We start from the raw sequence: 17,154 nt of genomic DNA on the forward strand, positions 1-17,154 counted from the left end.
AGGCGCGCACGATCCCGGCGAACCGTCCTGGATGCGCACGCGCACCGAGTCTCTGAGGTCGGGTGCGTCTGCGGTGATGCGCCAGCTTCGCCGGCTGTGGTCGCTCATCGTGTTCGGTGCCGTGGGAGCACCGGTCAGTTTCGCGTTGCTCGCCGTCGTCTGGGTGATGGGCATCGTCGCCGCTGTCGTGGACGACCGGGGCGAGATGGACAGGTACTTCGCTGTGGGCATCATGCCCTTCGAGCACTGGCACCTGTGGACCCCGCTCACCTCGGGTCTGGCGGCACCCAACATCGCGGGATGCGTGGTGGCCACTATCGGGGTGTTGGTCGCCGCCGCTCCGATCGAGCGCCGGATCGGATCCCGTCGCTTCGCCGTCGCGGCCTTGGTGACCCAGGTGGCCGGTTCGCTGTTCGGCCTCGGTCTTGCGGTCCTGGCCAAGACCTTCGACGCGGATTGGGGGTTCCGGTTGCACGTCGGAACCGCTGTGGGTCCGACGACCTGGATCTTCGGCGTCGTCCTGGTCGCGACCTCGCGGATGGATACGTTGTGGCGCAGGCGTATTCGTGTCGGTGTGCTGGCCCTGTTGGTGACGTTGGCTCTGTTCGGTGGGCACCTGCAGGACGTCGTTCGGCTCGCCGCGGCGGTGATCGGTCTGATCGTGGGCCCGTGGATCGTCGGTCGGTCGGCGCGTGGCCCGCGATTGGCCGGTACCCAACGCGAGGGTCGGGTCCTGGTTGCGTTGATCGTCGCCGCGAGTGCCCTCGGCCCGGTGCTGGCGGCACTGAGCCCCAACGCTGTCGGGCCGTTCGCGGTACTGCGAGATGTGGTGCGGGGGGTTCCGTACACGGCGGCCGAGGTGCGCGAGATCTGCGCCGACGCGACCACCGACCCGGTCGAATGCCGTCGTGGTCTGCTCGATCTCAGACTCGGGGGAGTCGGCCCGACCATCCTGAGCATCATGCCGTCGCTGTTCCTGCTGGTGGTCAGTGACGGCCTGCGCCGAGGAAGGCGATTCGCGTGGGCGATGGCGGTGGTCTCGCAGGGAATTCTGCTCGCGCTGTCGGTGGCCAACTTCGCGATCCGGTTCCTCGAGTCCGGTGACGACCAGTCCCTGTTCTACGGTTTGGAATCGCCGACGGCGTACCGCACTGCGGTGCCGTTCCTGCTGCCGCTGATCGTGTTGTTGGTCCTGTTCGTCACCCGGAAGTTCTTCGACGTGTCGGCACCTTCGGGAACCTATCGGCGATGGGCGGCCTCGGTGGTCGGGGTGGCGGTCGTACTCGCTCTGATCTACTCGATCGGTGGGTATCTGGCCCGAGGCGGATTCGCCGATTCGCCATCGTTCGGCGGCTTGCTGGCGGACTTCCCGCAACGGTTGATTCCCCCGGTCTACCTGCAGTGGCTCGAGCCCTCCCTGCTACCGCAGAACACGCCGACCACTCTGCTCTTCGAGTGGACCGGCGTGGTGTTCTGGGTGGTGGTCTGTGTGCTCGCCGCCAGCACGTTCCTCACCCCGGTGTACGGCACCGAGACCGACGCCACCGAACGCGCTCGCGGATTGCTCATGTCGAGCAGTGGGTCTGCTCTGTCGTGGATGACGACCTGGCGCGGCAACAAGTACTGGTTCGGTCCGGACGGTCGCAGCTACGTCGCCTACCGGGTCATCTCCGGCGTGGCGCTGACCACCGGCGATCCGGTCGGTCCGCGGGAGTCCTTGCGGGACAACGTCGTCGACTTCGCCGAGTTCGCGTCCGAGAACGGCTGGATCCCGTGCTTCTACTCGGTCACTCCCGAGGTCCGCCGCATCACCGACTCCCTCGGTTGGGGTGGAATCCAGGTCGGTGAGGAAACGGTTCTCGACCTGGACGGAATTGCGTTCACCGGCAAGCGATTCCAGGACGTGCGGACTGCACTGAACAGAGCGAAGAAGGCCGGCGTCGTCGCCGAGTGGATTCGTTTTCCTTCTGCTCCGCTGGCGATCACGGACCAGATCACTGCGATCTCGGAGGAATGGGTCGCGGACAAGGGCATGCCCGAGATGGGCTTCACCCTCGGCGGTCTCGAGGAGGTCGACGACGAGAACGTGCGGTGCCTGATCGCCGTCGACGAGCACCGGACCGTGCACGGCGTGACTTCGTGGATGCCGGTGTACGAGGACGGCGTCATCGTCGGATGGACGCTCGACTTCATGAGACGCAGATCCGAGGGCTTCCGGCCCACGATGGAGTTCCTCATCGCATCGGCCGCTCTGCTGCTCGAGCAGGAGGGGGCCCGATTCCTCAGTCTCTCGGGCGCACCCCTGGCCAAGGTCGACGAGAAGCAACCCGAACACGTCTCCAGTGTCGAGCAGTCGACGCTGTCGGGGCTGCTCGAGCGGCTGCTGGACGTTCTCGGACGCACGCTCGAACCCGTCTACGGATTCCGTTCCCTACTGGCGTTCAAGTCGAAGTTCCAGCCTCGCTACGAGCCGATGCACATGACCTTCGCGGATCCGGCCGCACTGCCCAGCATCGGCAATGCGATCGGCCGGGCATATCTGCCGGACGTGTCGATCGGTCAGGGTGTCAAGCTGGTGCGCACGATGATCGAGCGGTGAGACTGCGCGCTACCGCTCGGTGGAAGCACCTGCGGTGGTGTGGCTCTCGGACCGTACGGGTCCACCGACCGACCCGTACACGTGCCGGGTGCCGATCGGAACGATGAGGGGACGATCGGACATCGGATCGTCGATCACGGCGGCTTCGAGGCCGAACACGTCGAGGAGCAGTTCCTCGGAGATGACGTCCTGTGGCCTGCCGGACGTGACGATCCGGCCCTGCTTCATCACGATCAACCGGTCGCTGTAGCGAATCGCCAGATTCAGATCGTGCAGGACCATGACGATGGTGCGGCCCAGTTCGTCGTGCAGGCGGTCGACGAGATCGAGGACCTCGATGGAGTGCGCCAGATCGAGGTAGGTGGTCGGCTCGTCGAGCAGAAGGATGTCGGTGCCCTGGGCCAGCGCCATCGAGATCCACGCGCGTTGCCGTTGGCCACCGGACAGTTCGTCGACGGGTCGGTCGGCGAGGTCACCGACCCCGGTCAGTTCGAGTGCGTTCGCCACCTCGGCCTCGTCGTCCGAGCTCCACTGCCTGATCCACGACTGGTGCGGGTGACGACCTCGTGACACGAGATCTGCGACGGTCAGTCCTTCGGGAGCGGTCGGCGCCTGAGGCAGCATTCCGAGGGTGCGGGCGACCTCCTTGGTCTTCATCGACGAGATCGCTCGTCCGTCGAGCATCACACTGCCGGCCTTGGGTTTGAGCAGGCGGCCGAGTGAGCGCAGCAGCGTGGACTTTCCGCAGCCGTTGGGTCCGATGACCGTGGTGATGACACCGGTGTGGATTTCGAGGTCCAGGTGTTCGACGATGGTGCGGTCGCCGTAACCGAGGCTCAGATCGTTCGCGATCAGACGCGAGGTGTGGCTGGTTGTCATACGGAGGCCTTTCGATTACTGCGAACGAGTAGGTAGAGCAGGAACGGTCCGCCGAGAGCCGAGGTGACGATGCCGACCGGGAGCTCGACGGGCAGAATCGTGCGAGCGATCAGATCGCTTCCCACGACGAGCAATCCGCCGAGCAGTGCCGACGCGATGATCGGGGGGCCGGGCGTTCGCAGCACCCTCAGCGCTATCTGGGGAGCGGCGAGCGCCACGAACCCGATGGGTCCCGCGGCGGCGGTGGCGATCGCGGCGAGTGCGACGGCAGCGAGCAGCATCATCGCCTGACTGTGTTGCAGTCGAATTCCGAGAGATCGTGCGTTGTCGTCTCCGAGTCGCAGGGCACCGAGCGTGAACGTCGCGACGACGGTGCCGCCACCGACCAGGACGACGGCAATGGCAACCGGCCAGACCGCGGCCCAGTCCGCTCCGTTGAGCGACCCGTTGAGCCAGACCTGAGCGCGGGAGACGTCGTTGATGTCGGCGCTGATCAGCAGCCAGCCGATCACGGCGGTGAGCATCGCGTTGACGGCGATGCCGACCAGAATGAGGCGGAACCCGTCGACGCCCTTTCGCCAGGCGAGGGCGTAGATGGCGATCGCGGTGAGCAGCCCGCCGATCAGTGCAGCGAGAGGAAGACCGAGGGTGGCCAGCAGCCCGCTGAAGCTGCCTCCGCCGAGCACGATCAGCGCGACGGCCGCGGCACTGGAACCGGCGGTGATTCCCAGGATGTCGGGGCTGGCAAGGGCATTGCGAGAGATCGATTGTGTGATCGCGCCGGAGATACCGAGGGCGGCCCCGACCAACAGCCCGGTCAGTGAACGGGGCAGTCGCAGGTCCATCACGATGAACCGTTCGATTCTCGAACCGCCGCCGAGCAGCACGTCGAGGACCGCCGTGATCGACAGCGGGAAGTCGCCTCGTCCGATGTTCACACACATGACCAGCAAGAGCGCCGCAGCCAGGAGGACGGTCGTCAGGACCATCACCGGCCGTCGGACCATGGAGATCGGACCGAGGCGGAACGCAGGCCGGGTGCGAACGACGCCGGGGCCGGGTGCCGGTGTGGGGGACTGCAGGTCGGCGGTCACAGGCTGACCAACTTCCGGCGTCGAACGAGAGCGATGAAGAAGGGTGCCCCGATCAGTGCCAGAACGATGCCCACCTGAAGCTCGCCCGGGCGCACCACGACCCGACCGATGACGTCGGCGATCATGAGCATCACTCCGCCCATGAGGCCCGCGTAGGGCACGAGCCAGCGGTAGTCGGGTCCGGTCACCGCGCGGGCGATGTGTGGAACGACGAGGCCGACGAATGCAATGGGCCCGCACGCTGCCGTCGCGGCACCGGTGAGCAGGGTGATGGCGAGGATCCCGACGGTGCGGGTGATCGCGACGTTGGTCCCGAGCGATCGCGCGACGTCCTCGCCGAGGCTCATGACGTTCAGGCCGGGTGTGCTCGCCAATGCGATGAGCACGCCGATGACCAGGAAGGGCAAGACCTGCCACAGTACGTCGAGGCCGCGTCCTGCAACGGATCCGACCACCCAGAAGCGGTACCCGTCCAAGCTGGTCTGATCGAGCAGTACGACGGCGTTCGTCATGGCCGAGAGAAAGAATGCGACGCCTGCCCCGGCCAAGGCGAGATTGACCGGACTCGATCTGCCCGACCCGATCGAGGAGAGACCGAACACGACGATGCTCGCCACCGCCGAACCGGCGAATGCGAACCACAGGTACTGACTCGGCGAGGTGAACCGGAACAGGTAGATGGCCATCACCACGAAGAACGCTGCCCCGGAGTTGAGGCCGAGCAGACTGGCGTCGGCCAACGGATTGCGGGTGTGCCCCTGGATGAGAGCACCTGCGATACCGAGCGCGATGCCCACGACCAATGCGAGCACCGTCCGGGGAACTCGCAGTGTGCGCACGATGATGTCGGTGTCGGTGCCCGTCGAATTCAGCAGTGCATGGGCGATTTCGGCGAACGTCAGTGGCCGTGCGCCGATGGCGATGCTGGCGAGTACTCCGGCGACGAGAGCGGCGACCAGGACGGCCAGACCGAGCAACCGTCGCCGCCGAATGGCCGCGACCGAAACGTCTTTGGGGATGGGCTCGAATCCTGCTGCGACAGCGGCCTTTTCGCGCACCACCTCGGACGATGCCGCGCCGATCCGGAATTGTCGGCGCAGGGCGCGACGAGCACCGATCGGACCCTGCGTTGCGCTGTCCCGCAGTGTCAGACCCATCCAGCGTCGACCGGTGCTCTGGCCTTCGTTGCCGTCGCGGTAGCCGCGATTCCAGACGAACAGAGCCAGGGCGACACACACCGCGATGGTGCCGAACACGAATCGGTCCGCTTGGCCGCCACCGTTGTCGTCGCGAAGCGCGTCGACGATCGACCAGCCGACGAACAAGGGGACCAGCACGATCAGTGCGTCGATAGCGGCTGCAGCGATGCGAGAGCCACGCGGCGGCGGACCCGTGGGCACGTCCTCGATCCCGTAGGACTCGTCGGAAGACCGGCGTGCGCCGTGAGGGCCGAGTAGCGGAGCTGTGGTCACAGTGCTCGTGACTCCTCGCTGGTTCGAAGGGACTCGGTTTAGGTTACGGAACCCTTGCTCGACACGTGAGGTGAGGTAAGGGTAGCGGAGCCTGACCCGCTTTACGATCTGGTTAGGCTAACCTACATTGATTGCAAGGGGTGCGACGTGAGCACCCGCCGAGAACCCAAGGAGCGATCAGGTGTCAGTTGCAACAGCGTCATACACGGGCTGGGCCGATGTGCATCGATTCTCGAACCGATCCGGCGGGGCGGCGCTGTTGACCGACTCGTGCGCGACCCTGCGTGCACTCAACCCCGACTACCCGCGGATGTACGCGGTGGCAGCCATGGCGAACGAGGGCAAACGCCGTTGGTGGCAGTTGGCGGTGGGACTCGACGACGGCCGCGTCGAGCAGATGTACCGACGATCGCTCGAGGATCTCGACGTTCCCGAGGCCGCGGCGGTGCAGGTTGCCACGGCCCTGATCCATGCCGTCGTCGGACGCGTGGCCGCGCTGCTGGTCCTGGAGGCACGAGCCTGGGATCCGGGCATCGACAACCTGTGGATCCACATGGACAGCGACGGCGGGATCGATTGGGCGGGAGTGGCATCGCCGATCCTGCGAGTGCTTCCCGAGGACCTTGCCGCGGGTGAGCCCGGCACGGTCACACTGCCGTGTGAACGAGCACTGTTGGTCTGGACTGCGCATCGCTGCACGACCTCGCTCGGCGCGGTGTTCCGTGCGATCGCCGAACGCGCACCGTTGGATGCGCGTGTCTTCTGGGCTCTGGTCGGTGATGCCATCCTCGGGGCCTCGACATACGTGCCGATTCTGGCGGGAGCGAGCGCGTCGGCAGGTGCCCGCCGGGGACAGATGCTGCTCGACGCCATGGTCGCGGCCGGGGCTCCCGTCCGCGCGCGAGTCGGGGTTCCGGGGCGAGCGAGACTCCGGGCATCGTGACGGTCTTGCGCCGAAACTAAGGTATGCCTATGCTGACTTCGTACCAACGGACCGCGCCGGAGTCCTGAGGGCTGCAGTGACTCCCGGTCCTTGCCACGGTGGGCCTCTCGTTCTCGACGAACGAGAGGCCCACCGATTTTCGTGGGTCGATCGTCGTGTATCTCTGAACGAGAGTCGACAGCCGAGTCGGCCGGACCATCTCGACGCAACCGGAAGGCACAGCTATGACGGACTCGAACGGCACCACGGGGGAGAGCACCTTCGACACCATGACGCCGGAACAGCTCACCGAATTGTGTGCACGAGGGTTCGACGGGGTTCTCGGCCTGCGGTACCTCGAGGTGACCGGCGACGAGGTGCGCGCGGAATGGACCGTCACCCCGCAGCTCCATCAACCGGCCGGAATCATGCACGGGGGTGTGCTGTGTTCGGTGGTCGAGTCGGTGGCGAGTATCGGTGGATCGGCGTGGTTCGGCTCGCGCGGCCACGTCGTCGGAACCAACAACAACACCGACTTCCTGCGCGCGACTCGGTCGGGAACCCTGAGCGCGCACGGACATCCGATTCATCGGGGACGGACGCAGCAGCTCTGGCAGGTCGACATGACGGACGAGAACGGACGCCTGGTTGCTCAGGGCAAGGTCCGGCTGGCGAATATCGAAAACACGGCGCATCTGGGACAGTGATGCCCATGACGGGACACAGCGACAGCGCCGACTCTTCCCTACGGTCGACGGAGACCGCACTGACTTCCGACGCGTTCGATCGCCTCGAATCACTGTTCGGTCCCATCGACGACGAACTCGCACAGCATTATCCGGGTGACCGAGTCGGCGGCCAGCCCTCTCACACCGTCTACGTATCGGCCTCGGATACGTCGGCCTCCGTGCCCGCCGAATGGGGTGCCGCCGCCCTGGCAATCCTGGACGCTCAGCCCGAGGCGTTCGCCGAACTCGACACCGAGGACGCACTACCCCTGGTGCGAGACCGGCTCGGCAGTGCGCCGATCCAGGACCTCAGATTCGACTTCGAGGACGGCTACGGGTGGCGATCGGATGCCGTCGAGGACAGCCATGCGAGGGCGGTCGGCGCGGCACTGTCCGCCTTGGCAGAGGATGCGGCCGGTCCGACGTGGCTGGGGATTCGTGCCAAAGGGCTTGCCGCACATGAGCGTCGACGCGGAATCCGCACCCTGGAGCTGGTCCTGGACGGGGCCGGGGGAGTGCCCGACGGCTTCGTGTTCACCGTGCCCAAGCTCCGTGCCGCGGCGCAGGTAGCTGCTGTCGTCGCCCTGTGCGAAGAACTCGAGCGTGCGCACGGGCTTCCCGATCGAGCCCTGCGATTCGAGCTGCAGATCGAGAGCCCGCAGGCGGTCATCGGGGCGGACGGAACGGTGACACTCGCGCGTGCGATCACCAGGGCGGACGGTCGTTGCACGTCCCTGCACTACGGGACCTACGACTACAGTGCCGCCTGCGGAATCACCTCTGCGCAGCAATCATTGGCCCATCCGGTGGCGGACCACGCGAAGAACGTGATGTTGGTGGCAGCGGCACAGACCGGGGTGTGGGTGTGCGACGGTTCGACCCAGGTGGTGCCGACCGGTGATCCCACACAGGTGGCGGCATCCGCGCGTCGACACTTCGAGCTGGTGACCAGATCGCTCGAACGGGGCTTCTATCAGGGCTGGGACATGCATCCCGGGCATCTGGTGACGCGATGGCTTGCCACCTTCGGCTTCTTCCGTCAGGCCATGCCGGTCGCTGCTGCTCGGCTGGGCAGCTATCTCGATCGCCAGGGTGGTGAGGTGATGGACGAACCGGCGACGGCGCAGGCGTTGGCAGGCGTTGTGGTCCGAGGCCTGGATTCGGGCGCGTTCGGCATCACCGAGCTGCAGAACGTCGCTGCCGGCATCGACCGAGACGTGCTGCGGGGACTGCTCGATCGATCGGTGACCGTGCCGCTCGGATGAGAGACGTCGGCGCGCTCCGCTGCCGACGGGTCGCAAGCGTGTCAGAATTGCCGAGCACCATCACCGATCGGGACGGAGAACTCCAATGCGGTTGTCTCCGCACGAGCAGGACCGACTGCTCGTCAGCTACGCGGCCGAACTCGCTCGGCGTCGCCAGGCACGCGGCCTCAAACTCAATCACCCCGAGGCGATCGCGGTCATCACCGATCACCTCCTCGAGGGTGCCCGCGACGGACGATCCGTCGCCGACCTGATGTCCTCGGGACGCGAGATTCTCGGTGCCGACGACGTGCTCGACGGTGTGCCCGAGTTGCTCCCCGAGGTGATGGTGGAAGCGACTTTCCCCGATGGTACGAAGCTGATCACCGTGCACGAGCCGATCTCCCCCAAGCGGGGTGACGGTCACCTGATTCCGGGCGAGATCATCACCGTCGCAGGCGACATCGAGATCAACGAAGGTGCCGAGGTGATATCCATGGCCGTCGTCAACGCGGGAGATCGCCCGGTGCAGGTGGGTAGTCACGTACATTTCCCGCAGTCCAACGCTGCGCTGCAGTTCGACCGCGAGAGGGCGCACGGTTGCCGCCTCGACATACCCGCGGGCACGGCAGTGCGTTTCGAGCCAGGAATCGAACAGACGATTCGGCTCGTGCCACTCGGTGGCACGCGCGAGGTCCACGGATTGAGCATGACACCTCCCGGAAAGTTGGACAGCTGATGGCGCGCATGAGCCGCAGTCGATACGCCCAGTTGTTCGGCCCGACTACGGGCGATCGAATCCGCTTGGCAGACACCGATCTTCTGATCGAGGTGACCGAGGACCGCAGTGGTGGACCAGGCACAGCCGGTGAGGAAGCCGTGTTCGGCGGCGGCAAAGTCATCCGTGAATCGATGGGGCAGTCCCGAGCCACCCGCGCGGACGGCGCTCCCGACACGGTGATCACGGGAGTGGTCGTCGTCGACTACTGGGGAATCATCAAGGCCGATCTCGGTATTCGCGACGGACGGATCGTGGCACTGGGCAAGGCGGGCAATCCCGACACCATGACCGGGGTGCATCCCGATCTCGTCATCGGCCCGTCCACCGAAATCATCGCGGGCAACGGGAAGATCGTCACGGCCGGCGGCATCGACTGTCACGTCCACCTGATCTGCCCGCAGATCAAGGAGGAGGCTCTCGGTGGCGGCATCACCACCGTGATCGCAGGCGGTACCGGACCCGCCGAGGGCAGCAAGGCCACCACCGTCACCCCGGGTGCATGGCACCTGTCCCGGATGCTCGAGTCGCTGGACGATTGGCCGATGAACATCGTGCTGCTCGGGAAGGGCAACACGGTCAATCCCGACTCGATGTGGGAGCAATTGCGCGCAGGCGCATCGGGATTCAAGCTGCACGAGGACTGGGGGTCGACTCCCGCCGCGATCGACGCGTGCTTGCGCGTGTGCGAGGACGCAGGTGTTCAAGCTGCTCTGCACTCGGACACCCTGAACGAGGCCGGATTCGTCGAGACCACTCTCGATGCGATCAAGGGACGCGGAATCCACGCGTATCACACCGAGGGTGCTGGCGGCGGGCACGCACCCGACATCATCACCGTGGCGGCGCAGCCGCACGTGCTCCCCAGCTCGACCAACCCGACCCGGCCCCACACCGTCAACACCCTCGACGAACATCTCGACATGCTCATGGTGTGCCATCACCTCAGTCCATCGATTCCGGAGGACCTGGCTTTCGCCGAGAGTCGAATTCGTCCGTCGACGATCGCAGCCGAGGATCTGCTGCACGACATGGGTGCGATCTCGATGATCGGCAGCGATGCTCAGGCCATGGGCCGGATAGGTGAGGTCGTCCTGCGTACGTGGCAGACGGCGCACGTGATGAAATCTCGTCGCGGATTCCTGGCCGGCGACAACGGAGCCGACAACAACCGCGTCATGCGCTACGTCGCGAAATACACCATCTGCCCAGCCGTCGCACACGGCCTCGACGACGAGATCGGTTCGATCGAACCGGGCAAACTCGCCGACCTGGTGCTGTGGGATCCGGCCTTCTTCGGCGTCCGTCCACACATGGTCGTCAAGGGCGGCATGATCGCGTGGGCAGCCATGGGCGATGCGAACGCGTCCATCCCGACCCCGCAACCGGAACTACCTCGTCCGATGTTCGGGGCGTCACCCAAGGCTGCGGCCGCGACATCGTTGCATTTCGTTGCCCCGCAGGCGATCGAGGACGGACTGGCCGGGCGTCTGAACTGCGATCGCCGGCTCGTTCCGGTCAAGAACGTGCGCGGTGTCAGGAAGTCGGACATGGCACTGAACGACGCTCTACCCGATATCCGAGTGGATCCCGACACCTTCACCGTCCGCATCGACGGTGACGTGTGGACCGAGCAGCCGGCAACCGAACTGCCGATGGCGCAGCGATACTTCCTTTTCTGATGCCCGATGCCCGCCTCCAGGTGACGACGCTTCTCTCGCTTGCCGATTCCCGCCTCCCCACCGGTGGGCACGTGCACTCGGGCGGCGTCGAGGAAGCGATCGCCTCGGGGTTCGTTCGAGACATCACGACGCTCGAAGCATTTCTGCGACGCCGTATCCGAACCTCCGGAGCGACGACGGCGTCCATTGCCGCATCGCTGGTGCACGGGTCGTCGAGCACGGACCGGGCCGATGCCGAATCCGACGCACGAACCCCGTCTCCGGCCGCCAGATCTGCCTCCCGCGCTCAGGGTCGCGGACTGCTCCGGCTGGCCAAGTCCGCCTGGCCGCACCATGATTGGTCGTCGATCGGACGGAAGCCGCACCTCGCTGTTGCCGCAGGGCATGTCGGACTCGCGGCGGGTCTGTCGGTGGCGGACACGGCCGCGGTGCAGGTCTACATCACCATGACCGGGTCGGCGATCGCCGCGCAGCGTCTGCTCGCCCTCGACCCGGCCGAAGTAGCGGCGACCACCATCCGGTTGGGTGACTTCTGCGACGACGTGACCGCCGCGGTGTGCGACTTCCTGCCCGAGCTGATGGAGTTGTCGGATCCCTTGCTGGACATGTTCGCCGAAGCCCACGCCATCCGCGATCGGCCGTTGTTCGTATCCTGAACACGGATCCTTTTTTCCTCTAGTGACAAGGAGTTCGACATGCCCCCGCACCTGATCGACGGTGAGCCCCACGACCACGGTTTGGATCGCCCCAAGCGCGCACGGGCGGCAGGCGACGCGCTGAGAGTCGGAATCGGTGGGCCCGTCGGCTCCGGCAAGACGGCGTTGGTGGCCGCGTTGTGCCGCCAGCTGCGCGACGAGCTCTCACTCGGCGTGCTCACCAACGACATCTACACCACCGAGGATGCGGACTTCCTGCGTCGGCACGCGGTGTTGCCCGACGAGCGGATCACCGCAGTACAGACCGGTGGCTGCCCGCACACGGCGATTCGTGACGACATCACGGCCAACCTCGACGCCATCGACGATCTGATCGAGAACAACCCGCCCCTCGATCTGATTCTCGTGGAATCCGGTGGCGACAATCTGACGGCGACGTTCTCGTCCGGTCTGATCGACGTTCAGATATTCGTCGTCGACGTGGCCGGGGGAGACAAGGTGCCACGCAAGGGCGGTCCCGGTGTGACGTTCTCCGACCTGCTGGTCGTCAACAAGACCGACCTCGCCCCGTACGTCGGAGCCGATCTCGGTGTCATGGAACGGGACGCGGCCCAGGTGCGCGAGGGGCGGCCGACTGCGCTGATCTCTCTCACCGACGATCCCGCGGCGACCACCGTGCTCGAGTGGGTGCGAGAGCAGCTGAAGGTGATCGCCGACGCCGACGCGCATGCCCACACGCACTGAGCGTCGATGCACACAGAGCTCTGCATCGACGCGAGCCGCAGCCGGAGCCCTCGTATCACCTCGGTGGGCGGACTCGCAGGCCGCCAGACGGGACCGGACACAGTTCACCTGATCGGTACGGCGGCAACTCCTCTCGGCGGTGACACCATCGTGGTGAGAATCTCGGTGGCGGCCGGGGCGCATCTGGAGGTGCGCAGTGTCGCAGCCTCGTTGGCGATGCCGGGTGGGGTGCACCGTCACTCGTCCGCGCAGTGGCACTTCGAGGTCGGTGCAGGCGCGTCGCTGATCTTCGATCCCGAACCGATGGTCGTCGTCTCCGACGCCTCGCATTCGGTGATCAACACCGTTGTACTGGAACAGGATTCGACCCTACGGCTGCGTGAGCGTACCCAGATCGGCCGCTTCGAGGAAGCGTCGGGGCACTGGAGCAGTGCGATTCGATGCGATGTCGGGGGTAGCCCGCTCCTACGCCATCGAGTGGAACTGGGCGCGGGATCGGTTGCGCACGACGCGTTGTCGGCCCCGCTGTCGATGTCCAGTACTCTGCGCTATCCCGATACCCGGGCGTCCGAGGTCGATCTGGCCGACGGCACCGTCCGGCTGGCGTTGGCCGGCGGCGGCTCGCTGAGTACCTCGGTGGGGCGTCGTCTGCTGCCCGTCGAACCGGGGATGTGAGACCGGCCGCTCGGACAACGAGCAACGCATCGGTCGACGGTATCCCGTCGGCCGATGCGTTGTGTCAGAGCTTGTTTCGGTCGATTCCCGGTTCGGGGTCGATCAGCCTGCCGCCTTCTCGCGTTCCTGCTCCGACTCGTCCGCGGCTGCCTCGACGGCCCCCGCACGCTCGAGGGAATTGAGTTGCTCGATGGCCAGTCGCGCGAACACCTGCTGCTCGGTCGACGCCATCTGCGCGCGGCCCTTGCCGAGGAACGTCACGAACCACGAGATGACGGTCGTGATGCGGCTGCGGTAGCCCACGAGGTAGTACAGGTGCAGAGCGAGCCACATGAGCCAGGCGATGAATCCGCCGAATTCGAGTTTGCCGACCTTGGCGACCGCGTTGAATCGCGACACCGTTGCCATCGAACCCTTGTCGAAGTACTTGAACGGGGCCCGCTGGGCGGGATCGTCCTGGCCCTTGACCGATGCCTTGATCAGCTTGGCAGCGTAGGTCGCGCCCTGAATGGCACCCTGCGCCATGCCCGGAACGTCCTTGACCGACATCAGGTCGCCGATCACGAACACGTTCGGGTGGCCCTTGACGGTGAGGTCCGGTTCCACCAGCACACGTCCGGCGCGGTCGGTCTCCGATCCCGACTGGTCGGCGAGCTGCTTGCCGAGCGGGCTGCCCTGCACGCCTGCGGACCAGACCTTGCACTGCGCCTCGATGCGACGCGTGGTGCCGTCCTTCTCCTTGACCGTCAGGCCGTCGTTGTCGACGTCGGTGACCATCGCGTTGAGCTGGATCTCGACGCCGAGCTTCTCGAGCCGTTCGGCGGCCTTGCGGCCGAGCTTCTCGCCCATCGGCGGCAGTACGGCGGGGGCGGCGTCGAGCAGGATGACGCGGGCGTCGCGGGGATCGATGTTGCGGAAGGCACCGTCGAGGGTGCGATCGGCGAGCTCGGCGATCTGCCCGGCGAGCTCGACGCCGGTGGGGCCCGCGCCGACGACCACGAAGGTCATGAGACGGTCCTTCTCCTCCTGATCGTCTGAGAGTTCGGCCTGCTCGAACGCACCGAGGATGCGTCCACGCAGCTCGAGTGCATCGTCGATGGTCTTCATGCCGGGTGCGAACTCAGCAAAGTGATCGTTGCCGAAGTAGGACTGCTGCGCGCCCGCTGCGACGATCAGGCTGTCGAACGGGGTGACGGTGATGCGTTCGAGAAGTTTGGACGTCACCGTCTTGGCCTCGAGATCGATGTTCAGCACGTCTCCGAGCAGCACCTCTGCGTTCTTCTGCTTGCGCAGAATGACGCGGGTGGTGGGAGCGATCTCGCCGACGGACAGGATGCCTGTCGCGACCTGATAGAGGAGAGGTTGGAAAAGGTGGTGTGTCGTCTTGGCGACGAGGGTGATGTCGACGTCGGCTTTCTTGAGGGCCTTGACGCCGAACAGACCTCCGAACCCGGAACCGATGACGACGACGCGGTGACGCTTCGATTCGAGCGGTTGGATGCTCATTACCTGCTCCCTAACGATTGCGGTGTGAGGTCAACGGTAGTCGCCATCCATCGCGACGTCTCGACAAGGTCGTCGTGTCCGTGATGGCAGTGCACACCTATCGGGCGGCTGCTGCGCGCTTCGCAAGTTCCACGGTCGCGGCCCGCAGTTCGGTGGCCGAGTCGATCGGAGTCGCATAACCGACCCGTGTGTACGCGATTCCGCGCGGAGTGAACACCTTCAGATCCAGTCCGTAGCGGTCCGCGGCCGTGCACTCGGCGGACGTGGCATCGGGAAAGCCGCCCAGTTCGCGGGCCATCGCAGTCAAGGACGACGAGTGGTCGGCGTTGAGGTGCTCTATCGCGTACCCCGAGGTCGGCGACACCGGATCGGGCGCAGCCTGGGAATACGCCTCGGCAGTTGCCGAATCCATTCGGCCGTATCCGCCGACCCACCGGACACGATGCACGCGCATGATCCACAGCGTGAAGTCGCTGTAGTCCAGGTAGTACTTCGCCGCCGGTACGCCGTCGAGATGCGCTGCGCGGGCCGCGGCCAATTCGTCACCCTCGGGCCGCTCGACCACGCCTGCCAGCGTGATTCGGCCCGATGCCAGCGGATCGGTCTGCGATTGCGGTGCCACGATCGACAGGCTCATTCGTTGATCGCCTGCGAGGTTGCGTCCGTGCTCGGCCATGCGCGAGACACACAGAACCGGCGCGCCGTCGAGCAATCCGTAGGTCACGAACGAGGCCCAGGGATCGCCGTCCGCGGTCAGGCTCGCAAGAGTTGCGGTGTTGGTGGACGCAGCGATCGTGCGCGCTTCTTCGGCTGCTGAGGGACGACGGTCGTCGACGACCGGGGCCAGGGGAGGGGGAACGGACGGGGCGTCACCGGGATCGCCGTGATCGAGTGCCATGCGCAGAAGCTTACGACGGCGACCTACAGGAGGTCTCCGGCATGAATCAGGGCGTCGGCGACGAGTGCGACGCCGAGCACGACGAAGATGACGCGCACCGTCGGAGGGCCGTACCGCATCAGGGCTCGGACGGTCGCGGTGAACGCGCGCCTGGAGCGTCGACTCTTCCTCGACGCCAGAATCAGAACGAGGACGGGCGGTAGGAGCCCGATCAGGCAGTAGACGACCACGATGGCCGGCCACCACGGCGGACGCGGATCGTAGGTCGAGAGCATCGTCAGCCCCGCGAGGTACGGCACTGCCGTCGGGCCCTGCACCAGACCGATCGTCAGTCCGGTCAAGGCGACGACGGGGATGCTGGAGCCGGCTCGAGCCGCCCACTCCGGTGGGCGGCGCTCGGTGGTGCGCAGAGCACCGAGTGTGATCAGTACCAGCCCGACCGCGAGTTCCGTGCGATACCGCACCGTGGGAGTGATGGTGATGTCGAACAGATCGGTGAAGAAGTCGATGCCGAGAACGGTGAGGATGCCGAATGTGGTCGTCGCCGTGAACACTCCGCCGACGAAGGCCAGCCCGGCTCGGAACGGGGACCGGCGGGTGGTTCTCGCGTGCACTGCGATGGCTGCGGTCACGCCGATCAACAACACGTCGAGCGAATCGAGTATCGCGAATCCGACGAGAGCGAGCAGCAAGGTCACCATGGAGGGTTCAGGGTATCGATCGGGTGAAATCGACCTTCTCGGTGACGACGGCCTCGGCGGTCCGGCCGGGAGCGGTCTGGTTGTCCCAGTACATGTTCGTGTGCGCGATGACCTGGGCAGGTGGCGGCGCGCCCCACTCGGTCAGGTCCTCGGCGGTGTGGGCATCGCTCACCAGCGTCACGTCGTATCCGCGGACCAAGGCTCCGTGCAGCGTGGACCTGATGCAGAAGTCCGTGTGCGCGCCGGCGATGACGACGTGCCCCACGCCGAACGAAGCGAGGTCGGCTTCGAGACCGGTGTCCTCGAAGGCGTCGCCGTGCTTCTTGTGGACGATTCGATCGCCTGGAACCACGGGCAGAGCGTCGAGAAGCTTCCACCCGTCCGTCCCGAAGCGCAGCTCCTTCTCGGCGGAGTGCTGCACCCAGATCACCGGCGTGCTCGTCTCTCGGGCTCGCGATACCAGGGTCACGATGTTGTCGACGACGGGCTGCCGGTCGTGGACGGCGACCATCACGTCGTTCTGGACGTCGACGATGACCAGTGCGGTGGCGTTCCGGTGGGCCAGGGTGGTCACGA

16 protein-coding genes are annotated in these 17,154 nt (G+C 66.0%); 9 read left to right on the top strand and 7 right to left on the bottom strand.

Annotation, left to right across the window (positions count from 1 at the left end):
• Nucleotides 1-31 precede the first annotated feature (31 nt).
• Nucleotides 32-2,599, top strand: a complete 2,568-nt coding sequence (locus CH306_RS21235) for a bifunctional lysylphosphatidylglycerol flippase/synthetase MprF (RefSeq protein ID WP_094647998.1) — start codon at nt 32-34, stop codon at nt 2,597-2,599.
• 9 nt (nt 2,600-2,608) lie between these two features.
• On the opposite strand, the gene CH306_RS21240 is transcribed toward CH306_RS21235, so the two are convergent.
• From CH306_RS21240 to CH306_RS21250, 3 genes are all read right to left on the bottom strand, one after another.
• Complete coding sequence (locus CH306_RS21240; protein WP_094647882.1) at nt 2,609-3,478, bottom strand: ABC transporter ATP-binding protein; 870 nt, start codon at nt 3,476-3,478, stop codon at nt 2,609-2,611.
• Complete coding sequence (locus tag CH306_RS21245; protein ID WP_254923966.1) at nt 3,475-4,485, bottom strand: FecCD family ABC transporter permease; 1,011 nt, start codon at nt 4,483-4,485, stop codon at nt 3,475-3,477. Before CH306_RS21245 ends, CH306_RS21240 begins: the two co-directional genes overlap by 4 nt.
• A gap of 83 nt (nt 4,486-4,568) precedes the next feature.
• Nucleotides 4,569-6,044 carry a FecCD family ABC transporter permease gene (locus tag CH306_RS21250; RefSeq protein ID WP_082322664.1) on the bottom strand — a complete coding sequence of 492 codons (1,476 nt, stop codon included), beginning with the start codon at nt 6,042-6,044 and terminating at the stop codon, nt 4,569-4,571.
• Nucleotides 6,045-6,225: 181 nt separating this feature from the next.
• Here CH306_RS21250 and CH306_RS21255 point away from each other — a divergent pair, with 181 nt between their 5' ends.
• The 8 genes from CH306_RS21255 (at nt 6,226) to CH306_RS21290 (ending at nt 13,473) form a co-directional block, all read left to right on the top strand.
• Nucleotides 6,226-6,987, top strand: a complete 762-nt coding sequence (locus CH306_RS21255) for a hypothetical protein (protein ID WP_094647883.1) — start codon at nt 6,226-6,228, stop codon at nt 6,985-6,987.
• Nucleotides 6,988-7,211: 224 nt separating this feature from the next.
• Nucleotides 7,212-7,673, top strand: coding sequence for a PaaI family thioesterase (locus CH306_RS21260; protein WP_032398118.1), 462 nt, complete (start codon nt 7,212-7,214; stop codon nt 7,671-7,673).
• Between the two features lie 5 nt (nt 7,674-7,678).
• Complete coding sequence (locus tag CH306_RS21265; RefSeq protein WP_179272732.1) at nt 7,679-8,959, top strand: DUF6986 family protein; 1,281 nt, start codon at nt 7,679-7,681, stop codon at nt 8,957-8,959.
• Nucleotides 8,960-9,044: 85 nt separating this feature from the next.
• A complete protein-coding gene (locus CH306_RS21270) occupies nt 9,045-9,677 on the top strand; it encodes an urease subunit gamma (protein ID WP_045195131.1) in 633 nt (210 codons plus the stop codon).
• Nucleotides 9,677-11,398 (top strand): urease subunit alpha, encoded by a 1,722-nt coding sequence (locus tag CH306_RS21275; RefSeq protein WP_045195133.1) that lies wholly within the window; start codon nt 9,677-9,679, stop codon nt 11,396-11,398. Before CH306_RS21270 ends, CH306_RS21275 begins: the two co-directional genes overlap by 1 nt.
• The gene (locus tag CH306_RS21280) at nt 11,398-12,054 is read left to right on the top strand and encodes an urease accessory protein UreF (protein ID WP_094647884.1); all 657 of its coding nucleotides are present in this window, start codon (nt 11,398-11,400) and stop codon (nt 12,052-12,054) included. The genes CH306_RS21275 and CH306_RS21280 overlap by 1 nt, the downstream gene beginning before the upstream one ends.
• Nucleotides 12,055-12,093: 39 nt before the next feature.
• Complete coding sequence (gene ureG, locus CH306_RS21285; RefSeq protein WP_032398114.1) at nt 12,094-12,798, top strand: urease accessory protein UreG; 705 nt, start codon at nt 12,094-12,096, stop codon at nt 12,796-12,798.
• A 6-nt stretch (nt 12,799-12,804) separates the two neighbouring features.
• Entirely contained in the window at nt 12,805-13,473 is a 669-nt protein-coding gene (locus CH306_RS21290; protein WP_094647885.1) for an urease accessory protein UreD, read from the top strand.
• Between the two features lie 102 nt (nt 13,474-13,575).
• Here CH306_RS21290 and CH306_RS21295 read toward each other — a convergent pair whose 3' ends face one another.
• The 4 genes from CH306_RS21295 to CH306_RS21310 all read right to left on the bottom strand — a co-directional run bounded on the left by CH306_RS21295 (nt 13,576) and on the right by CH306_RS21310 (nt 17,152).
• Entirely contained in the window at nt 13,576-14,979 is a 1,404-nt protein-coding gene (locus CH306_RS21295; RefSeq protein WP_094647886.1) for an NAD(P)/FAD-dependent oxidoreductase, read from the bottom strand.
• Between the two features lie 97 nt (nt 14,980-15,076).
• Nucleotides 15,077-15,877, bottom strand: coding sequence for a HugZ family pyridoxamine 5'-phosphate oxidase (locus CH306_RS21300; protein ID WP_094647887.1), 801 nt, complete (start codon nt 15,875-15,877; stop codon nt 15,077-15,079).
• A 23-nt stretch (nt 15,878-15,900) separates the two neighbouring features.
• On the bottom strand, nt 15,901-16,578 hold the full coding sequence (locus tag CH306_RS21305) for a GAP family protein (protein ID WP_094647888.1): 678 nt from the start codon (nt 16,576-16,578) through the stop codon (nt 15,901-15,903).
• Nucleotides 16,579-16,585: 7 nt separating this feature from the next.
• The gene (locus CH306_RS21310) at nt 16,586-17,152 is read right to left on the bottom strand and encodes an isochorismatase family protein (protein WP_094647889.1); all 567 of its coding nucleotides are present in this window, start codon (nt 17,150-17,152) and stop codon (nt 16,586-16,588) included.
• Nucleotides 17,153-17,154: the final 2 nt, after the last annotated feature.

The sequence above is a fragment of the Rhodococcus sp. 15-725-2-2b genome (assembly GCF_002259075.1).
Lineage (GTDB): Bacteria > Actinomycetota > Actinomycetes > Mycobacteriales > Mycobacteriaceae > Rhodococcoides.

What these genes read in the sequence shown, in the direction of transcription:
- CH306_RS21235 (WP_094647998.1), top strand. Translation starts at nt 32, where the DNA reads ATGCGCACGCGCACCGAGTCTCTGAGGTCGGGTGCGTCTGCGGTGATG.
- CH306_RS21240 (WP_094647882.1), bottom strand. Translation starts at nt 3,478, where the DNA reads ATGACAACCAGCCACACCTCGCGTCTGATCGCGAACGATCTGAGCCTC.
- CH306_RS21245 (WP_254923966.1), bottom strand. Translation starts at nt 4,485, where the DNA reads ATGGTCCGACGGCCGGTGATGGTCCTGACGACCGTCCTCCTGGCTGCG.
- CH306_RS21260 (WP_032398118.1), top strand. Translation starts at nt 7,212, where the DNA reads ATGACGGACTCGAACGGCACCACGGGGGAGAGCACCTTCGACACCATG.
- CH306_RS21265 (WP_179272732.1), top strand. Translation starts at nt 7,679, where the DNA reads ATGACGGGACACAGCGACAGCGCCGACTCTTCCCTACGGTCGACGGAG.
- CH306_RS21270 (WP_045195131.1), top strand. Translation starts at nt 9,045, where the DNA reads ATGCGGTTGTCTCCGCACGAGCAGGACCGACTGCTCGTCAGCTACGCG.
- CH306_RS21275 (WP_045195133.1), top strand. Translation starts at nt 9,677, where the DNA reads ATGGCGCGCATGAGCCGCAGTCGATACGCCCAGTTGTTCGGCCCGACT.
- CH306_RS21280 (WP_094647884.1), top strand. Translation starts at nt 11,398, where the DNA reads ATGCCCGATGCCCGCCTCCAGGTGACGACGCTTCTCTCGCTTGCCGAT.
- ureG (WP_032398114.1), top strand. Translation starts at nt 12,094, where the DNA reads ATGCCCCCGCACCTGATCGACGGTGAGCCCCACGACCACGGTTTGGAT.
- CH306_RS21290 (WP_094647885.1), top strand. Translation starts at nt 12,805, where the DNA reads ATGCACACAGAGCTCTGCATCGACGCGAGCCGCAGCCGGAGCCCTCGT.
- CH306_RS21295 (WP_094647886.1), bottom strand. Translation starts at nt 14,979, where the DNA reads ATGAGCATCCAACCGCTCGAATCGAAGCGTCACCGCGTCGTCGTCATC.
- CH306_RS21300 (WP_094647887.1), bottom strand. Translation starts at nt 15,877, where the DNA reads ATGGCACTCGATCACGGCGATCCCGGTGACGCCCCGTCCGTTCCCCCT.
- CH306_RS21305 (WP_094647888.1), bottom strand. Translation starts at nt 16,578, where the DNA reads ATGGTGACCTTGCTGCTCGCTCTCGTCGGATTCGCGATACTCGATTCG.